This is a genomic window from Chitinophaga sp. 01L420, from assembly GCF_056399985.1.
Genome location: NZ_JBFTSK010000053.1, coordinates 1 through 17,418 on the forward strand (window position 1 = coordinate 1; position 17,418 = coordinate 17,418).

Below are 17,418 nucleotides of genomic sequence, written 5' to 3' on the forward strand. Positions count from 1 at the left end.
CCATCATACTCATAATAGGATGTTCTTCCATTTGGATCTGTAACACTTGTCACGCCTATAAGTGGAGCGTGGGTATATGAAACTACTGTTGCAGAAGTGGCAGCGATCCCGGAACGAATTTTATTTAATTCGGTCCTCAATTGCAGATCTGTTGGCTCTGTGAGTACTCCAGGGTTAATATATGACAATGCTTTATCATACCCGCAGCCTGTTATTTCAGCCACGAGATAGCTTTGGTTGTATCCCCACAGAAAAGAATGTGTAATTCCATCCCTGGTGTAATATTCCAGTAGGTTTCCTTTTTCATCATAACGGCTATATACAATTTCTGTATCCGCAACATTACCATAAATAGCTTTATCTACGCTGCCTGGTAAATATAAGTTGGCGGAGGTACGTAAAAAATTGGTTCGTTGACGCATCAATACTTTATTATTATTGAAATTCGTCTGCTGAATAGTCGGCACTACCATATTACGTTTTATCATCGTGTCATATACGGCTATCCCCTTGTAGTCACTTGGATATGTTTTGGTTGTAACCGTTTCCTCATTTTTACTATTGATTGTTTTAATGTCAGTTGGCTGCAGACTAACCCCATTACGATAACCATAAGAAACGATAGTTTTAAGTGCCTGACTTCCGTCGGGATATTGAGTAACGATAGTAGAGTCAAGTTGCATCCAGGTAGATGAATAATGATAAGTATTCAGCTTGAAAACATATGGAAATACACGCAAACCAATGGACATTATAGGTAACTCCATAGTAACTGATGCTCCAATTCCTTTAAGGAATTCAGGAGGCTCCGGTTTATGATACATATCCTGCCAGAATACAGAATCCTTACCCATTTTATATTTATTCTCTTCAGACTGAACAATCGTAAAAGTTCCATCTTTATTCCTTCGGCTGTCAATTTTAGTCAACAACTTACCATTATGCTGGTCGTTGTTCGTTGCGGGCACAAAAGGATATCCATAATATCCGCCAGTATTCGCCATATAGCCAAAAGTGTGCTCGCTTTTACCATTCTCTCCATTTTCACCATCCAATATTGTTACTCTTTCATAGAAAATATGACCATGGTCGTTCCAAAGGGGCAGCAAACTGTTAGCGCTTTGAACTACCACCTGACAGGAAAGAATACGCAGGTCTGTAGAAACGTCAGATTTATACATTGATAAGTTTCTGAAGTACTCGTACTCAGGTTTCGTTGCTGRCAAAACGCCAGAAGAATGCCCCGGAAACGAATCATTTAACGCATAGGCATATCTGTATGTTTTATCACCGGAAGTCGCATAGGGATCTTTATATGCCAGTTTTTTTATTCTCCAGCCTCCAACTATTCTACTACCTGTAAAATAACTTGTGTCGGCTCTTTCATAACGTAATTCAAAAAAGCCACTATAGCTATCCCCAAATGTGTTTAGTGTAACTTTATAATTTCCGGGGCCCCAATTCACCGCATCACCGTTGGGATTACTATTTGTGAGAGAAAGCTCCTGCGTTTGCCCATTGGGCTTCAGGACGGTAATGCCACAGCTCTCCTCATCGTCAGTTGGGTCTGGAATTCCTCCTCCTCCCCTGGGCGGTGGACCGTTTTTATACGTGTTATAAAATATTTTCCCGGTTTTAACACCAGATGGAATGACAAATGAAATTTCTCTAACCGTAAATGGTGCCCCGCCGATATTCTCGACAACATCCGTTTTAATAATGGACCGTTCATTATCTATCCACGCATCATTTGGTTCATATGTAAAAGCAGTGCTTCCTCCCGTAGGGTATGTCAGACTAGTCATCAGCCCGGCCTGAGAATAAACAGTATCCGGACTTCTATCCGTCCCCATAGCATCGTCTGGCCAATAGTCATTATTTTTAGGTAGACGGGTCCCCCCTCCTGTAGACAACCCCTTGGCATATCCCCAATGATCCTGTGCATTACTCAGTCTTTTAGGCAGTGCCTTTGGATTATAAGTGAACTTGTATGGTGTAGCTCTGATACCACCAGCGCCTTCTTCGTAAACCTGCGATAACCAAAGTCTACACAAATCCGGGGCGCCTATGTCTCCTTTATATTCTTGCTGAAGCACAAATTTCCTGATAAACCTGGTTTTATAATATAATGATACATCCGTTAACGCATTCCCTCCAGGCAAGTCTTTGCGGGGAATACTGGCATAATTGAAATCTACCTTTGTGCCATTTGTACAGGTAATTGATTTGATTCTCGCGCCRCCAATTACATGGGTGCTGTCRAAAAATGCTCCACGGGTTATCACATCGCCTGCCTGCAAAAGCAATTCAGGGTTTCTATCCCCGGAAATATACTGCACCCTTGTCTCACCTACATAATCGAGGTAAGAATAACTACGGGGCTCGTAATTAAAGTTAACAGTATCTTTCGAGGGAGTAACTATCTGTGTTAAATAGTAATTGTAACTGGATCCTGCAAACGATGAACCAGTCTCTTCCTGCCAGCCAAAAGTATATAGTACGCCTTTCTCGTTAATTATTCTTACAGCTCCATTGGCTCCAAATGGCAATACTTTTATAGGCTGAACGGGCGCAACATGAGCATCTCCATCAGCGTCTAAAAAAAACTTCCCGTTTATTTCCGGTGCACTGAAATTGAACATATCCAACTCAGGATCATTTAATCCATTTATTACGTCTATACACCAATTGTATGAAGCGCCTCCATCCGGAAGATCTGAACGAAACTGCCCACCATTTGAATAGATTTCAGGAGTGATAGGAAAAGTGATATACCCATTTCCCAAATCATTCTTACCTCTTACCATCGCATTAACACTTCCTCCGGCATTAAGACTCCAATTCATCCCAACTGAGGATGCGACCTCATCTACCTTAATACCTCCGGTATGGTACTGAAGCCCAACAGGTATCGTGAGTTCTTTCAATTTTATTTCAAAAAAAGGAATGCTTACCGAAGGAAGGCCCGTGTAAAGCGTTACGGGCAACTCACTGAATTTAAAAAGTGCTGCCACATCAGGCGAAGGTGGCGCCATCTTCGGAGGTGCAATGCCAGCTCCGCCAGCCTGGGAAAAAAGAGGTAATGTCCTAAGGGTTAGCAAAAGAATTAGTTGAATACTAATCTGTTTGATAATAGGGATCCTTATTGTTATGGGTTTCATTATGGAGAAAATAATATTTACAATCTTGTTTTTTTACTTAAAAAAGAAAAATTCAATACTTAACACCTAAAAATTATACCCCAACCTCACCTTCACCGGATCCGTTCTGGGCACATGCGAATTGTACAAAAAGTCAAACAACACCATCATATTGCCTTTCAGCTTACTATTAATCTTATACTTCTTACTAATACCTATCAATCCGCTCTGCGTCCACTTCTGCCCTAATCCTTCGGGCACTCCCGCATAATCCGGCTGATAGTTCTGCTCATACCCACCATTCAGGAAAAAAGTCCCTTTGAGTTTCCAGTCGATGAAAGAACGGATACCCATACCCTGACCGGAGAACCGGATGTTATCAAACCCGGTACCCATGCCCAGTTTATACGAAAGACCAATACCCGCACTACCGTTTTTATGAAATTTATAGGCGGCCTGTCCGGCGAGGTCGCCGGTAGTAGGGAAAAACTTATTGCTGCGTTGGAACTGTACGTTGCTGCCAAACTCTAACCGCTGTAAAAAGCTCTTGGTCTTCATTTCTTTGGGCTTGAAGTCCGGCATTTCAGCGGCGTTGTCCAAATCAGGAAACTTACTTTTCAGCTCATCAAATTTGCTACGGGCTTCTGCCATCTGCTGACTCACAGCGGCACTTGCATTGGGGCCGCTACCAATACGTTGCTGAATAAGTTGCTCTACCTGGCTACGGGTTTGTAATCCTTCCAGGCTTTGTGCGGAGGCGGTGGCGCCCTGTATATTAAAAAGACTGGCCAGTTGTGAATGCTTTTGCATGAAGTCATTATAGGCGGGTAACTTCTTAATGACCTCCATCGCTTTCTGCTCCGCCTTCTTCTTATCTTTAAAAACTTCTTTATACTCTTTCAGTTGCTGTGCGTAATAGTAGGCTTCTTTGTTCATCTTCTGCAGATCTTTCGTGAACCCGGTGTACTGCGCTAATTGCTCTTTCAGCAGCTGTTTACGCTCCCGGATATACGCTTTGATCTGTTCTGCCTGCGCGAGTTTATCTTTCAGGTTGTCTACCGATTTTAAAGACCCATTCAACTTATCTGTTACGCCTTTGGATTGCGCCAGGAGTCCTTTTGATTGTTTTAAAAAGGCCAGGGAGTTACCCAAACTATCAAGATACGCCCCGCCCCCTGTTTGTGACAGGGCGCCGGAATACTTTCCAAGCTTACCTTTCATGCGCGACTTAAGACTCCCTAATGAATCAATAGAATGCGCAAAAAGGTTATTCGCCTTGAGGGAATCAATTCGCCCCAACCGGCGCTTCAGCTTTTCCTCCTGCTTCATAAACCGGCTCAGCGCCTGTTCACTGCGTTTGGAAATCTGTCGCTCCATTTTGTCGGATTTCTGCTTTACCTGGGAAAGATATTTCCCCGGTATAGGAGTGATCTTCTTCATCAGACTGTCCTGTGCCTGAACAGCAAAGGAGCAGATAAACAAGGACAGGATAAAGGGACAGAGAAATTTCATGACAGGTATATTATTATTCAACACTCACTTTTTCTTTAAGATCTTTCATTTCATTTGTCAGCGTGTTAATTTTCTTATTCATCTCGATAATATATAACATCTGCTCTTCTATCTTCTGTAATAACTTTTGGTTGATTTCACCCAGATCAATGCCATCTTTTGTTACTTCCGCAGCACTTGGAATATCGGGAAGATGCTTGTTGATGCTGATGAAATCTTCTACTTCCTGTAAAGTGGGTAGCTTGTAATCTGAAGCAAAAACAAAATCTGCCCAGGGGGTTACCTGCGTAACTTTTACTCTACGCGCACCAATAGTGCCCTCCACTGCCAGCTTATAAGGGCCTGGTGCGGTAGTACCGATACCAACATTTCCAATATTATTGATCATCATTCTCACTGGTGCATTGGCATCAACTCTCCCTGTTTCGAAGAATATATTAGCGGAAGCGGTAGCTGCTGAGATATGAAGATTACGATAACTTTCAAAAACAGCTGCCATCCTGAAGGTATTTACACTATGGGTATTATTTGCAGTACCAAGATAAACAAGCGAATTGGGCAAAGCTCTATTCTCAAATCTTATAAAGTTACTCTCTGTACTATCTGCCGCTTCGATGGCCAATCTTGTCGAAGGCGCTATTGTTCCTATTCCAACATAACCATTTGGTTTAAATGCCATCCAGGGATTGTCAACAGCTACCGGTGCGCTGGTGCTACCTCCAATATAACCATAGGTGAGGGTGCCTCCGGAAGCCATTACTCCAAATGACAGCATTTTTCCTGTTCCACCTCTGGAAATGCTGATTTCCCGGTTCCAGCCGCCTGTATAGTCGACATCCAGATTTATTCCCCATGGATATCCCGTTGGATTAGTCAGTTTTATATTACCTCCATTAACATGCAATAAAGCACTCGGAGTAGTTGTTCCAATACCTGCATTACCAGTAGAATCCAGTCTATTGGTTCTCTGGCCGCTGGCATTCAGACATGCAGCAAAAAGCAATGATAAAAAGAAGACGTGCTTCATAGCTAAGGGTATAATTTTATTATGGCTTATTTTTCAAGGTTAATACTGCTACCTAAATAGAATAAATATGTAAAATTGTTCCGAACACTAATGGAGTAAAAGCTACAGTTAATTCAATTATAAAACAATACAAACCGGTTAACATTATTTGCAAAGGAAGTAACTTATTACAAACAAATCACTACAACTTTAGTTGTAGCAAACCCATGATAGGCAAAATTTTATGTGGCACTTGCCCAACATCCGCGTTGCATAAAACATCTTACTTTCGCATCATGCCAATCACCCATCTCATAGTTATCAAGACTGCCCAACTCGCCGCACAAGCCGGGTTTTACACCCATCTTGGATTTGAATTTCACTATCATCAACACGATACCGGTCCTTTTCATTATGCCAGTACCGGCGAAGGTGTGGTCCTGGAAATTTATCCCTTACCTAAAGGAGTAACAGTAGCGGATAATACCACCCGGTTAGGTTTTACGGTAGATGAACTGGATAACCTGATGAAGACCTTGCCCACGGAGTACATCATTACGGCGGCAACACAAACTGAATGGGGCTACGCCGCCCTGGTAAAAGACCTGGATGGCAGGAAGATCGAACTCCTCCAAAAATAAAAAGCCGCTCTTACAAAGTGTAAGAACGGCCAAAATAATTCTGTAAATGATTACAGCGTTTTCACTCTCATATGCCTGAAACGCACCGTAGATCCATGTCCGAGAAAACCAATATGACCGGTTTCATTTTTCAGACCAGGATGATCTTTATGATCCAGTGTACCGTTTTTACGGGCATCTGCAATATCTCCATCCAGGATCACGGTACCATTCAATGTTACTTTGATATGGGTACCATCTACAATTGCTTCTTCCACATTCCATTCACCAACAGGTTTCAGGAAGCCACGTTTGGCAGCGATCACACCATATACAGAGCCATGATACTGGTATACATGCAGGTCTTTGTAAACATCTGCTTCGTTGTCCAGGATCTGTAATTCCATACCCATGTAAGCGGCATCGCCTTCCAGCGGAGCACGTACACCCAAACCGTTGTTGGCGCCGGGTGTAAGCTGGAATTCAAAACGGAAAGAGAAATTTTTATATTCATCTTTCGTATAGAGATTACCATGTCCACCGTTGGAAGGATCTATGATCAGGTCGCCGTTATCAATGACGTAGTCTTTGGTGTTACCAATCCATTCGTGCATGTTGGTACCATCGAACAACAATTTATATCCGGCTTTCTTCTCCTCATCGCTCAGCACATAAGGCTTTGGACGCGGAATTTCCTTTACATACAGATCACGGTAAGCAACATAAGTACCATGCGCCTGCAGTTCTATCTGCTCATCGGGGAAGATGGGTAAACCACGATCCCAGTAGTTTTCCAGGATGGTATTATCTGTTACCAGTTCACCGTTGAGGTATACCGTTACACGATCCCCTTTCATGAGGATACGGAAATGATTCCATTCGCCGATGGCATTATCTGCCAGTTTCAGTGGCTTGCTTTCATGTTGCTGGTTGTTGTACAAACCACCGGAACCTACCTGCGCGCCTACATCTGTGCGGGAAGTATCCCAGATCTGTACCTGTGGGGAACCACGGAGATAGATACCGGCATCGCCCTGTGCAGTGATCTTCCAGTCTACCAGCATTTCAAAGTCGCCATATTTTTTCTCGGTGCAGAGGTTATCACCGCTGCCACCGAATACCAGTAAACCGTCTTTTACAGACCAGCCTTTGCGCATGTTGTCATCGGCTTTCTGTTGTGCTTTAGCGAGATTTTTAGCATCCATTTTGCCGCGGGCAACCGGATTTTCTACCAGTCCTTTCCAGCCGCTCAGGTCTTTACCATTGAAGATGGTCACAAATCCATCACCGGCAGGCATTTCCGCGAGGTATTTGCTGATGGACTGGCGCTGATAATCGGCATCCTGTCCTTTCAGTACCTGGGATGTTTTTTCGAGGAGTGCACGAACAGTGGTGCCGTTGTAGCTTTTATCTGCCAGTGCAATATTCATCACGGCATTGGCTGCGGCCTGTTGCAGAGCTGTATTGTCCAGGTAGTTACCGGCGAACAATAATGCAGGCAATATTTTGCAACGCTCTGCACCTTCCAGTATTTTTTTCTGTACTACCGGTGTAGTGGATAATTCCATGGCATTACGCAGCATCAGCAACTGTTGTTCTGCTGGAAATGCAGAACGGCGGGTCAGTCCTACGTAGCCTGCCAGTGCCTCTTCGCGGTAGTCGCTGTTGGCCTTATCTCTGGCAATCTGTAATAATGCGGGAGCTGCGGCGGCATCTTTCCAGGAAGACAACGCCAGCAGCGCTGCTTTTTTCGTAGCGGCATCACCATTATTAAAGGCGGATACCACTGGTGCCAGGGCCGCTTTTTCACCGATGCCGGCCAATACAGGAAGGTAACGAGATTGTTTATCGGCAGCTACCTGCTTCATTTGTGTCAGCACATCGGCGCTGTTGGCGCCGGCGCTGATCAATGCAGCCTGGAGATTGCTGATATCAGTAGCATTGCTGCTGTTATTCAGTAAGGTAAACAGTTCAGAGAGGTTGGATTTGGTAGCCACATCTTTCAGCGCGCTGATGGCAGCACTGCGGGTAGCGGCATCTGTGCTGGCAGTAAGTGGTAATACATCATTCACGCGGCTGTCTGCTTTACGTGCAGCCAGGACCGTTAGCAATGCTGTTTGTGCGGACACGGGCATGGTAGCCAGTGAAGCACCCGATTGTGCGGCCACTTCATCGCCAGGCATAATCAGCAGGGCGTTCTTTACCGCTTCTACCGTAGTGGCGTCGCCGGTTTTCATGGTTTGCAGCAAAGCTGGTAATGCAGCAGCGCCACCAATCTGACCAGCTGCTTTGATAGCCGCCAGTTTTACGGTTTCATCCTTGCTGCCCAGTAATTTCTGGATAGCAGGTAAAGCAGCGGCCACTTTATTATCTCCCAACATACCCACTACAGCAGCTTTATTGGCATTATCTGCACCTGCCAGTTTCTTTAACCAGAGCGCGTTCCCCGCTAATCCGTTCTGGCCTGCAAACTTCAGGGCAGCATCACGGTACTCGTGGTTTTTATCATCGGCGGCAGCTAACAACAGAGGCATGTTCTTTTCACCACGGATGGTAGTGAGCAGTTTCAAGGCGGCGGTGCGGGTATGTACCTGACCGTCTGTTTTCGCTAGTTTCAGGATATTGTCGGCGATCTTCCCGGCAGCAACCTTATCAGATAAGGTAGCAGCATAATAAAGATAAGAAGCTGTGGCATCTGTCACATCGTATGCGTAACCGCTTTTGGCAGCGGCCGCAGCAAGTACAGGGGCAGAAGCCGGAGCGCCGATCTGCGCCAGTGCGTAGAGCGCCACTTTTGCCAGTCGCTTGTCTGCGTCATTGGCCAATGGCGCAATGGCAGCAGCAGCGGCAGTATAACGGCTATCACCCAACGCTTCTGTGAGGGTGATACGGTTAAAACCGGTAGCGGCAGGCAATGCCTGTAATAAAGCCTGTTGTGCTGCCGGAGTATTGATTTTCACCAGTGCGCGGGCAGCAGGATCACAAAGACGATCGTCTGTAAGACAAGCCTGCAGGGTGCTTACGGCGGCATCGTCACCTACGGTTTGCAGCTGCGTGAGCAGGAATACCTTATTTTCCGGATCATTGGCTTTAGGCAATGCTTTGCAGAGTGCGGTAACCGCTTGTTTACGGGCAGCTTCCTTACCTGGTTGCGTCACATAATAAGCATATCCGGCTATCGCATACTGCAATTGCGTATTATCCCCTTTTCCGGGCGCTGCGAGCATACCGGCGATGGTAGTAAGACCTTCTTCCCCAAGGGCCGCAATCGCCTCCATATTGGCGTTAAACTGCGTTTTATTGGGGGCTGGCATCAAGGCCAGTACATCGGCTACTTTGGTATGGAAGGCACGCTGATCTGATGGTCCCTGTGCGGAAACCAGGCTACTCCAGCCAACCAGTAATGCAATGAGTAAGTGTAATATCTTTTTCATAATTCATTTACTTGTTTGTTCTGATTCCGGCTGTTTTAGATAGTCCATGGTCCACGCATAGGCTGATAAACGAGAGCATTAGCACCTGCATCATCAATAAATTCCTGTTTCACCGGGTCGAATTTTAAAGAACGGTTAAGACGCAGTGCGATCTTACCCATATTCACCAGGGTAGCAGAACGGTGACCATTTTCTTCATTCAGCGCAAATTTGCGACGGTTCTTCACGGCGTCCACAAAATCTGTCTGCTGAGGCGCAGGATCAGGGAAGGCGGCCAGTTTCTTTTCGAGGTCTTGTATATCCGAGCGGAAACCAGGATACAGTTTACCTTTTGGTCCTTCTATATAAGCAGCTTTTTCATCAGCACCATCACCATCAAGAATAATCTGGCATCCATCTGCATAGGTGTAGGTAATTCTTCTCCAGGTACCTACGGCATCCGGGTGTTGCTGGGGTGCATCTACTTCTACGCTTACCGGGCTGGTATCGTCCTTGCCCAGGAAGTACTGGATAGGATCCAGGTAATGCTGTCCCATATCTCCCAAACCACCACCATCATAATCCCAGTAGCCACGGAAGGTCTGGTGCACACGGTGTGGGTTATACGGACGATAAGGAGCCGGTCCCAGCCACATATCATAATCCAGCTCTTTTGGTACTGCCATTGCTTCCAGGTTGGTTTTGCCTACCCAGTAAAATTTCCAGTCAAAGCCGGTATGCTTGCTCACCGTTACTTTCAGCGGCCATCCCAGCAGACCACTGTCTACCAGTTTTTTAATCGGCTTCACGGTAGTACCCATTCCATAAAATCTGTCTTCAAAACGGAACCAGGTATTCAGGCGGAAAATTCTGCCATGCTGTTGTACTGCTTCCACCAGACGTTTGCCTTCACCGATAGTGGCGGTCATTGGTTTTTCACACCAGATGTCTTTCCCGGCACGGGCAGCATCTGCTGCGATGATACCATGCCAGTGCGGTGGTGTCGCAATATGTACAATATCTACTTCGGGTAAGGTGATGACTTCACGGTAGTCGGCAAAAGTTTTAACCCCTTTGCTTTTATCTCCCAACTGATCCATTGCCAGTTTCAGATGACTGCGGTCTACATCGCAGAGCGCCACTACCCGGGTGCCCGCATAGCCAAAGTGGCCACGTCCCATGCCACCAGTGCCTATTACGGCTTTGGTCAGCTGGTCACTCGGAGCCAGGTAACCGCGGCCCAGCACATGCCTGGGCACAATAGTAAATGCAGCAAGCGCTCCCAGGGAATTTTTAAGAAATGCCCGCCTTGAATCGCTGTTTTGTTTCGCCATATTTCAGTTTAATTGAATGCCGGATTGATAAATTAGGTTTTGGTCTGATAGTATTCGTTCACTGTATGATAATAAATTCACCGTCTTATTCGATTCTGGCTTGTCGACTGGTAAGATATAATCTAACACCGTGATATGCAAATACCAGAAAGGAAATTTGATAAGCGGCAAAAAAATGGCCATGCTTAATACCCGGGATTTTGCTTCATCTCCGGATTAGACAACGTTTCTTTTTCCGGTATAGGCCACAGGTAATCACGATCAATATAAGAACGATCCTGCACCTTCACCGCCACACCTGTTTGCGGATCAGTAGCGCCAAATACCTGCCCGTTCATCACCTGCTTTACAATACCCCATCTCCGGATATCAAAATAACGCTGTCCTTCAAAAGCCAGCTCCGATTGACGCTCGCGGCGTACCAGCTGCCGCAGCAGGGCCGCACTGTTATACTTTTGCAGGTCAACTGCCGGCATCCCCGCACGTGTACGGATATCATTCAGGTGCAACGCTATGGCCGGATTTTTCCAATCATCCAGCTCTATCAATGATTCTACATAAATCAACAATACTTCACTGTAACGGATAATCATAAAATCAAGAGAACCTCCCCTGCTCTGCCGGTCGCGTGGATCAAGGTATTTGCGGATCCAGTAACCGGTAGCGGTTGACTTCTGCACGCCTATCCTATCGTTATTTGCTGGTGAATTATCAAAGGGCGACAGGATATAATTCGCATCCAGATACTGTTCCCCGGGATATAATATCGATGCTGCCAAACGGGGATCCCTGTTGTTTTTGTAATTAGGATCTTTACGGTAGATGGCCACAGAATCCGGCCCCAGCTCTGCAGGCGTTTTCCCCTGCTTTGTTTCAAAGTTATCTACTACTGTTGAGGTGGGCGATACATAGGTTTCTCCACCAATGCCATATGGCGCAAAGGTAGTCCATGCATTACCACAGCCTCCCGCTTTGAAAAATATCCTTTCTTTATTTAACTCCCCGGCATAACTGAATAATTCGGCAAAACTGTTTACCCCCGGTTTTTCACCACGGTATAATTTATATGCCCCGGACCCAATCACTTTGGCAGCAGCATCTCTGGCCACATCATAATGATGAAAGAATAAAGCCAGCTTCGCTATCAGCGCATTACAGGTGCCGGCAGATATACGCCAGGTTTCATCACTGACATATTCCTGTGGCAGGTGCTCCGCACAATCTTTCAATTCGCTCAATATAAAAGCATACACTTTTTCGGCAGGATCTCTCTTCAGGTGGTTCTCCAATGGCGTCAGCGAGGTAGTAACAATGGGAATGTCACCAAAGAAAAGCATGATTTCCATATGATAAAAAGCACGCAACGCACGGGCTTCATACTTCATGCGGGTACGCAGCTCATCGCCCATAAAACATTTATCCACGTTTTCCAGGAAGCGACAGGCACGGCGTACATCAATGTAATCATCTCTCCATATCCACTCTGCCACATCCCAGGTAGGGTTTTGCAAACCACGGGTGTAAATATCATAGTTACCCCGGAAGTCGCCACGACACACGGCTTCATCGCTGAGGCCAGACCAGAACATCACATTACGGCCGTCCGAACCCGCTGGTATACCGGCATAAATAGAAGCCAGCGCATTGTAAGCATGGGTTTCCGTTTTCCACCACTCCGCATCTGTTACACCGGACGGATTATCGTGGGTAAGAAATTTTTTACAGGCCGGCAAAGACAATAAAGTCAGGGCCAATATCATGATGATGCTATATTTCTTCTTCATCGCGAAAAGTTTAATGGTTATAACTGTATGCTCACGCCTGCGGTGTACACTTTCATGATGCCATAGGTCCACTGGTTACCCTGACTTTCCGGGTCCACCAGTTTCATGGACGTAAACACGAATGGATTTTGTGCATTCACATATACCCTGGCACCGTTAACGCCCATACGCTTTAACCGGGTGCTGCTGAAATTGTAACCCAGCTGTATATATTTCATCCGCACATAGGCGCCGTTCTGCTGCCAGAAATCAGACGACAATTTATTGATGCTCGGTGAAGTGGTGAGACGTGGAAAACGGGCATTGGTACGCTGCGGCGTCCAGTAGTTATCAGCATAGTACTGCGTAGGCACACCACCATCAAATGACATATCCAGTGGATACGCCAGCATACCACCCAATGTAGCATCGTTTTTGTTCACACCCTGCAACAGCATTTYCAGTTCCCATTTTTTATAGGTAATACGGAAATTGGCAAAGAAGTCGGCTTTAGGTGTAGGATTTCCAATCACCGTCTGGTCGTTTCCGTCAATAATGTTATCCCCGTTCACATCTACATACCGGATATCTCCTGGTTGCTGCTTGGCTATAATAGGCACCAATGCAGTACCATCAGGTTTAAAATCACTCGCCTGTAATAATCCATTCGTTTTATAACCGTAAATGCTGTTCAGCGCATACCCTTCTTTATTAATAGAATTTCCGCCGCTGATATAAGGCCCTCCTTTTAAGGTGAGCAATGTGTTGGTGTTATAGGAAATACCCGGCCTCACAGATACAGTTATATCTTTCCCGATACGACTGTTATAATTCAGTGACAACTCCACTCCTTTATTACGCAGCTTCCCTGCATTGATAGGTGTTTTTCCCATTCCACCTACATAAGACACCGGAGGATTCAGGATGATACCATTTGTCATCTTGTTATAATAATCAAACGTGAGTTCCAGCTTGCTCTGAAACAGTGCGAGATCCATACCCAGGTCCAGCATATCTACAGTTTCCCAGGTAATGTCCGGGTTGCCAAATACACTCTCCACCCCATCACCGGTACTAATCATATTCTGATACTGGTACAGCGGAATATTTTCGTTACCCAACCTGCCATAAGACGCCCGCAATTTCAGGTTATTGATCATACGCAGAGATTGCATAAAATTTTCCTTATGCACATTCCAACCCAAGGCAACAGAAGGGAAAGTGCCATACTTATGACCGGGACCAAAACGGGAAGACCCATCTGTACGCATCGCTCCTTCAAGCAGGTATTTATCTTTATAGGAATAGTTCACTTTCGCATAAAACGACAGCAGCGATCTTACATCCCAGAAACCACCATTATTTTCTTCTTGTGAATAGCCGCCCATCACATAGAAATGATGATCTTTCAGGTCATAGGTATAATCTGCTGTTACGCCGGCATAATAATAAGTGGTTCTATCCATACTGGCAGTCCTTTGCACACCCCAGGTCTGCACCAGTTTACCGGTAAAGTAGTCGAAGAAATAGTAGTTATCGCGGGTGGTCCTGGTTACGTCACTGTTTAAGCGGAAACTGAACTGTCCACGCAAATTCAATCCCGGTAGTATTTCCCACTTGGGTTGCAGGTTGATGCTGGACTGTCCGTATTCGTTGGCACTGCGTCCGCCGTGTTCTGCATATGCCACCGGGTTTACAATATCCACATAGCGGCCATAGATGATGGGCGCGCCATCCTTCTGCGGATATTTAGGCAAAATGGTGGGCGGTACCCTGAAAATATCTTCCAGTATCCTGTTACCATCATTACCATTGGGACGGTTAGGGTAGAAAGTATTTCTCTTGATGGCCAGCATATCCATGTACACCAGGAATTTCTTATTCAGCGTAATGGAGGTGTTGGCACGGATATTATATTTATTGGAATGATTCAGGGGAATCATGCCTTGTTGATTCTGGTAATTCGCGGTGAGTGCAAAACGCGCCAGGCTGTTACCTCCGCTCACACCCAGCGAGTGACTGGTAATGGGCGCTGCACGCTTAATGATCTCTTTCTGCCAGTCGGTGTTGGGATATTTCACCGGATCATCACCGGCTTCTGTATGTTTAATATCTTCTTCCGCATAAAAAGGCTGGTTACCCGCATTTATTTGTGCTTCATTAAACATCTTCATGTACTGAGGCGCCTCCACTAATTTAGGCATAGTAGAAGGTGATTGTATACCGTAATATCCATCATAGGTAACAGCCACTCTGCCTGCTACACCACGCTTAGTAGTCACGAGAATAACACCATTAGCCGCACGGGCGCCATACACTGCCGCTGCAGCGGCATCTTTCAGTATCGTCACGCTTTCCACGGTAACGGGATCTATATAGTCCATATCCATTGGCACGCCGTCTACCAACACCAATGGGTTGGAGAAGTTAACAGTGCTGATTCCCCGGATTTTGATCACGGCAGCATCCCCGCCCGGCAGGCCGGAACTCTGCGATACCTGTATCCCCGTTACACCACCCTGCAGCGCCTGCGACAAAGCGGTAATCGGCTTACCGTTGGTTTGCTGGGCAATGTTCACCGTACTGATAGAGCTGGCAATATGTTTTTTCTGCTGCTCTGAAAGGCCCACTACCACTACTTCGTCGAGGGCAGATACATTTTCTTTCAGGGAAATATTGAGTGCATTCAGACTGCGGATGACCGTATGTTCTTCCGGTAGATAGCCCATCTGCGTAAAAACGAGGACGGCATTTTTCCTGGTCTTCAATGAAAAATAGCCATCGGCATCGGTAGTGGTGCCGATGCTGTTATTGTCTTTTACGCGGATGGTCACACCAGGCAATGCCTGCGGCGGTTCGTGCATATCATATACCCTTCCCCTTATAACATAGGCGCTGTCTTCCAGCTGTGCGGCGGGATCGGTGAGACTGCCGTTCTTATTTTTTTCTTTGGGAATGATGGCCACCTGGTTCCGCACAATACGGTAGCTCAGGTTGGTATTGGCCAGTGCTTTGTCCAAGACTTCACTGATCTTTTTGTCCTGCAGTTCCAGGGTGAGCGGCTGCTCCCTGGCCACCAGGTCATCTTTATAAAAGATGCGCCAGGTGCTTTGCGACTGGATCTGGCTGAACAACTGAGGTAAAGTACCCTGGTGTAGTTTAACAGTAAGGTGATTATCCTGGGATCTGCCGGTGGCAGAGATACCAAGGATACCGGTGAATAGCAAAATTACAGTTAGTTTCATTGTTCTAAGTAATTTAGCGGCAAAAGCTTTGCCTGGCGGCACGCGCCATTGTGCATAGATTTTTTTCATAACTTCACTACGTTTTTTTTCGTTAAACAAAAAGACAAGCCCGTCCCCCGCTTTGCAGCGGGGGCAGTGCAACCGGAAGATGTCCCACCATCTTCCGGTTTTTTTTGGTGATATGTATGGTTCTTACTCTTTCTCTTTTAGTACAATGCGCTGTCCATGGCGCTCATAGCGCAGCGAGTTGGCAGCGCAGATGGCATCGAGTACGTTGTCAAGGTTTTCATCCAGGTCAAGATCTCCGGAAAAGGTTTCCAGTCCGGGTTGTGTGGATGCAAGGTCCAACTGTATATTATAGTATCGCGTTAATTTTTTCAGGATATCTTTCAGCGGAGTGCTGAAAAATAACAGGCTCCCGTCTTTCCAGGCGGTATAGGTCCTCACATTTACCCTGCTTACCTGCAGGTCGCCTCCTTTGGGGCTGACCGTCGCCATTTGGGAAGGTTCCAACTGTTGTGCATGCTTGCCAAATAAGCCATGCTCCCGAAGGTGCAGGCGTACACTTCCAGACACCAGTACCAGGCTTTGCTGTGCATCATCCGAATAAGCACACACATTAAAAGTGGTACCCAATACTTCCGTTTCTATGCCGGACGCATATACAAAAAATGGAGATTGTGCGTTGGGAGCAATGTCGAAGAAAGCCTCTCCTTCCAGGTATACTTCTCTTTTATTATCCTTAAAAGAAGCAGGATACACCAGGCGGGATCCTGCATTCAGCAGCACCACGGTACCATCTTCCAGCTGCACCCGGGAACGGCGGCCATAGGGTACCAGCAGGGTATTATACACATCAGCCGGAATGGCGGTGCTATTGGCATTAATGGTAACACCGGCGCCACCGCCGGCATATATCAGGGAGGAGTTTTTTCCTTTAACCACAACTGATTTATTTTGTCCCAGGATCAAACGGGTATCTGTAGCGCTTTCCATAGGGCCCTGCTGCTGTGCAAACTGCACCAATGCACTATGCTGCCGCGGCCAGAAGAGCCAGGCACCAGCGGTCAGTAATAACAACACTGCGGCGGCTATTTTCAGGAACAGGTAGCGGTAACGAACTTGTTTAGGTACAAGGTGACCCGCAATATCCTGCCACAACGATGCTTTATCGGCGGGATCCCATGCTTCATTACCGGCATTCGTAATCATACGCTGTACAGCAGCTACCAGCTCCAGTTGCGCAGGATCTTCATTTTGCGCTGTTGGTGGCTGGTCATTGCCAAGTATATCTTCCAGTTTCAGTTGTTTCTTGCCGGGCTTCATGCAGGTATTTACTATAAAGAGAAGCAAACAGCCGGGACATAGACTCCCGAAAGCAATTA

The 17,418-nt window shown here is 46.2% G+C and carries 9 protein-coding genes; 1 reads left to right on the top strand and 8 read right to left on the bottom strand.

The window, feature by feature from the left end; genetic code table 11:
- From AC1DP6_RS31760 to AC1DP6_RS31770, 3 genes are all read right to left on the bottom strand, one after another.
- On the bottom strand, positions 1-3,161 hold a 3,161-nt coding region (locus AC1DP6_RS31760), incomplete at its 3' end, for a hypothetical protein (RefSeq protein WP_477058463.1).
- Positions 3,162-3,227: 66 nt separating this feature from the next.
- Positions 3,228-4,652: a hypothetical protein gene (locus AC1DP6_RS31765; RefSeq protein ID WP_477058464.1), complete on the bottom strand. Its 1,425-nt coding sequence runs from the start codon at positions 4,650-4,652 to the stop codon at positions 3,228-3,230.
- Positions 4,653-4,665: 13 nt separating this feature from the next.
- A complete protein-coding gene (locus AC1DP6_RS31770; protein ID WP_477058465.1) occupies positions 4,666-5,679 on the bottom strand; it encodes a hypothetical protein in 1,014 nt (337 codons plus the stop codon).
- 275 nt (positions 5,680-5,954) lie between these two features.
- Between AC1DP6_RS31770 and AC1DP6_RS31775 the strand changes: the two genes are divergently transcribed.
- Complete coding sequence (locus AC1DP6_RS31775) at positions 5,955-6,299, top strand: VOC family protein (RefSeq protein ID WP_477058466.1); 345 nt, start codon at positions 5,955-5,957, stop codon at positions 6,297-6,299.
- Between the two features lie 50 nt (positions 6,300-6,349).
- On the opposite strand, the gene AC1DP6_RS31780 is transcribed toward AC1DP6_RS31775, so the two are convergent.
- From AC1DP6_RS31780 to AC1DP6_RS31800, 5 genes are all read right to left on the bottom strand, one after another.
- Entirely contained in the window at positions 6,350-9,712 is a 3,363-nt protein-coding gene (locus AC1DP6_RS31780; RefSeq protein ID WP_477058467.1) for a 3-keto-alpha-glucoside-1,2-lyase-like domain-containing protein, read from the bottom strand.
- Positions 9,713-9,747: 35 nt separating this feature from the next.
- Positions 9,748-11,025, bottom strand: coding sequence for a Gfo/Idh/MocA family oxidoreductase (locus AC1DP6_RS31785; protein WP_441576191.1), 1,278 nt, complete (start codon positions 11,023-11,025; stop codon positions 9,748-9,750).
- Between the two features lie 185 nt (positions 11,026-11,210).
- The gene (locus tag AC1DP6_RS31790) at positions 11,211-12,809 is read right to left on the bottom strand and encodes a RagB/SusD family nutrient uptake outer membrane protein (RefSeq protein WP_477058468.1); all 1,599 of its coding nucleotides are present in this window, start codon (positions 12,807-12,809) and stop codon (positions 11,211-11,213) included.
- A 17-nt stretch (positions 12,810-12,826) separates the two neighbouring features.
- Positions 12,827-16,102, bottom strand: coding sequence for a TonB-dependent receptor (locus AC1DP6_RS31795; RefSeq protein WP_477058469.1), 3,276 nt, complete (start codon positions 16,100-16,102; stop codon positions 12,827-12,829).
- A 123-nt stretch (positions 16,103-16,225) separates the two neighbouring features.
- The gene (locus AC1DP6_RS31800; protein ID WP_477058470.1) at positions 16,226-17,359 is read right to left on the bottom strand and encodes a FecR family protein; all 1,134 of its coding nucleotides are present in this window, start codon (positions 17,357-17,359) and stop codon (positions 16,226-16,228) included.
- Positions 17,360-17,418: the final 59 nt, after the last annotated feature.

What these genes read in the sequence shown, in the direction of transcription:
- AC1DP6_RS31800 (WP_477058470.1), bottom strand. Translation starts at nt 17,359, where the DNA reads ATGAAGCCCGGCAAGAAACAACTGAAACTGGAAGATATACTTGGCAAT.
- AC1DP6_RS31785 (WP_441576191.1), bottom strand. Translation starts at nt 11,025, where the DNA reads ATGGCGAAACAAAACAGCGATTCAAGGCGGGCATTTCTTAAAAATTCC.
- AC1DP6_RS31775 (WP_477058466.1), top strand. Translation starts at nt 5,955, where the DNA reads ATGCCAATCACCCATCTCATAGTTATCAAGACTGCCCAACTCGCCGCA.
- AC1DP6_RS31770 (WP_477058465.1), bottom strand. Translation starts at nt 5,679, where the DNA reads ATGAAGCACGTCTTCTTTTTATCATTGCTTTTTGCTGCATGTCTGAAT.
- AC1DP6_RS31780 (WP_477058467.1), bottom strand. Translation starts at nt 9,712, where the DNA reads ATGAAAAAGATATTACACTTACTCATTGCATTACTGGTTGGCTGGAGT.
- AC1DP6_RS31765 (WP_477058464.1), bottom strand. Translation starts at nt 4,652, where the DNA reads ATGAAATTTCTCTGTCCCTTTATCCTGTCCTTGTTTATCTGCTCCTTT.
- AC1DP6_RS31790 (WP_477058468.1), bottom strand. Translation starts at nt 12,809, where the DNA reads ATGAAGAAGAAATATAGCATCATCATGATATTGGCCCTGACTTTATTG.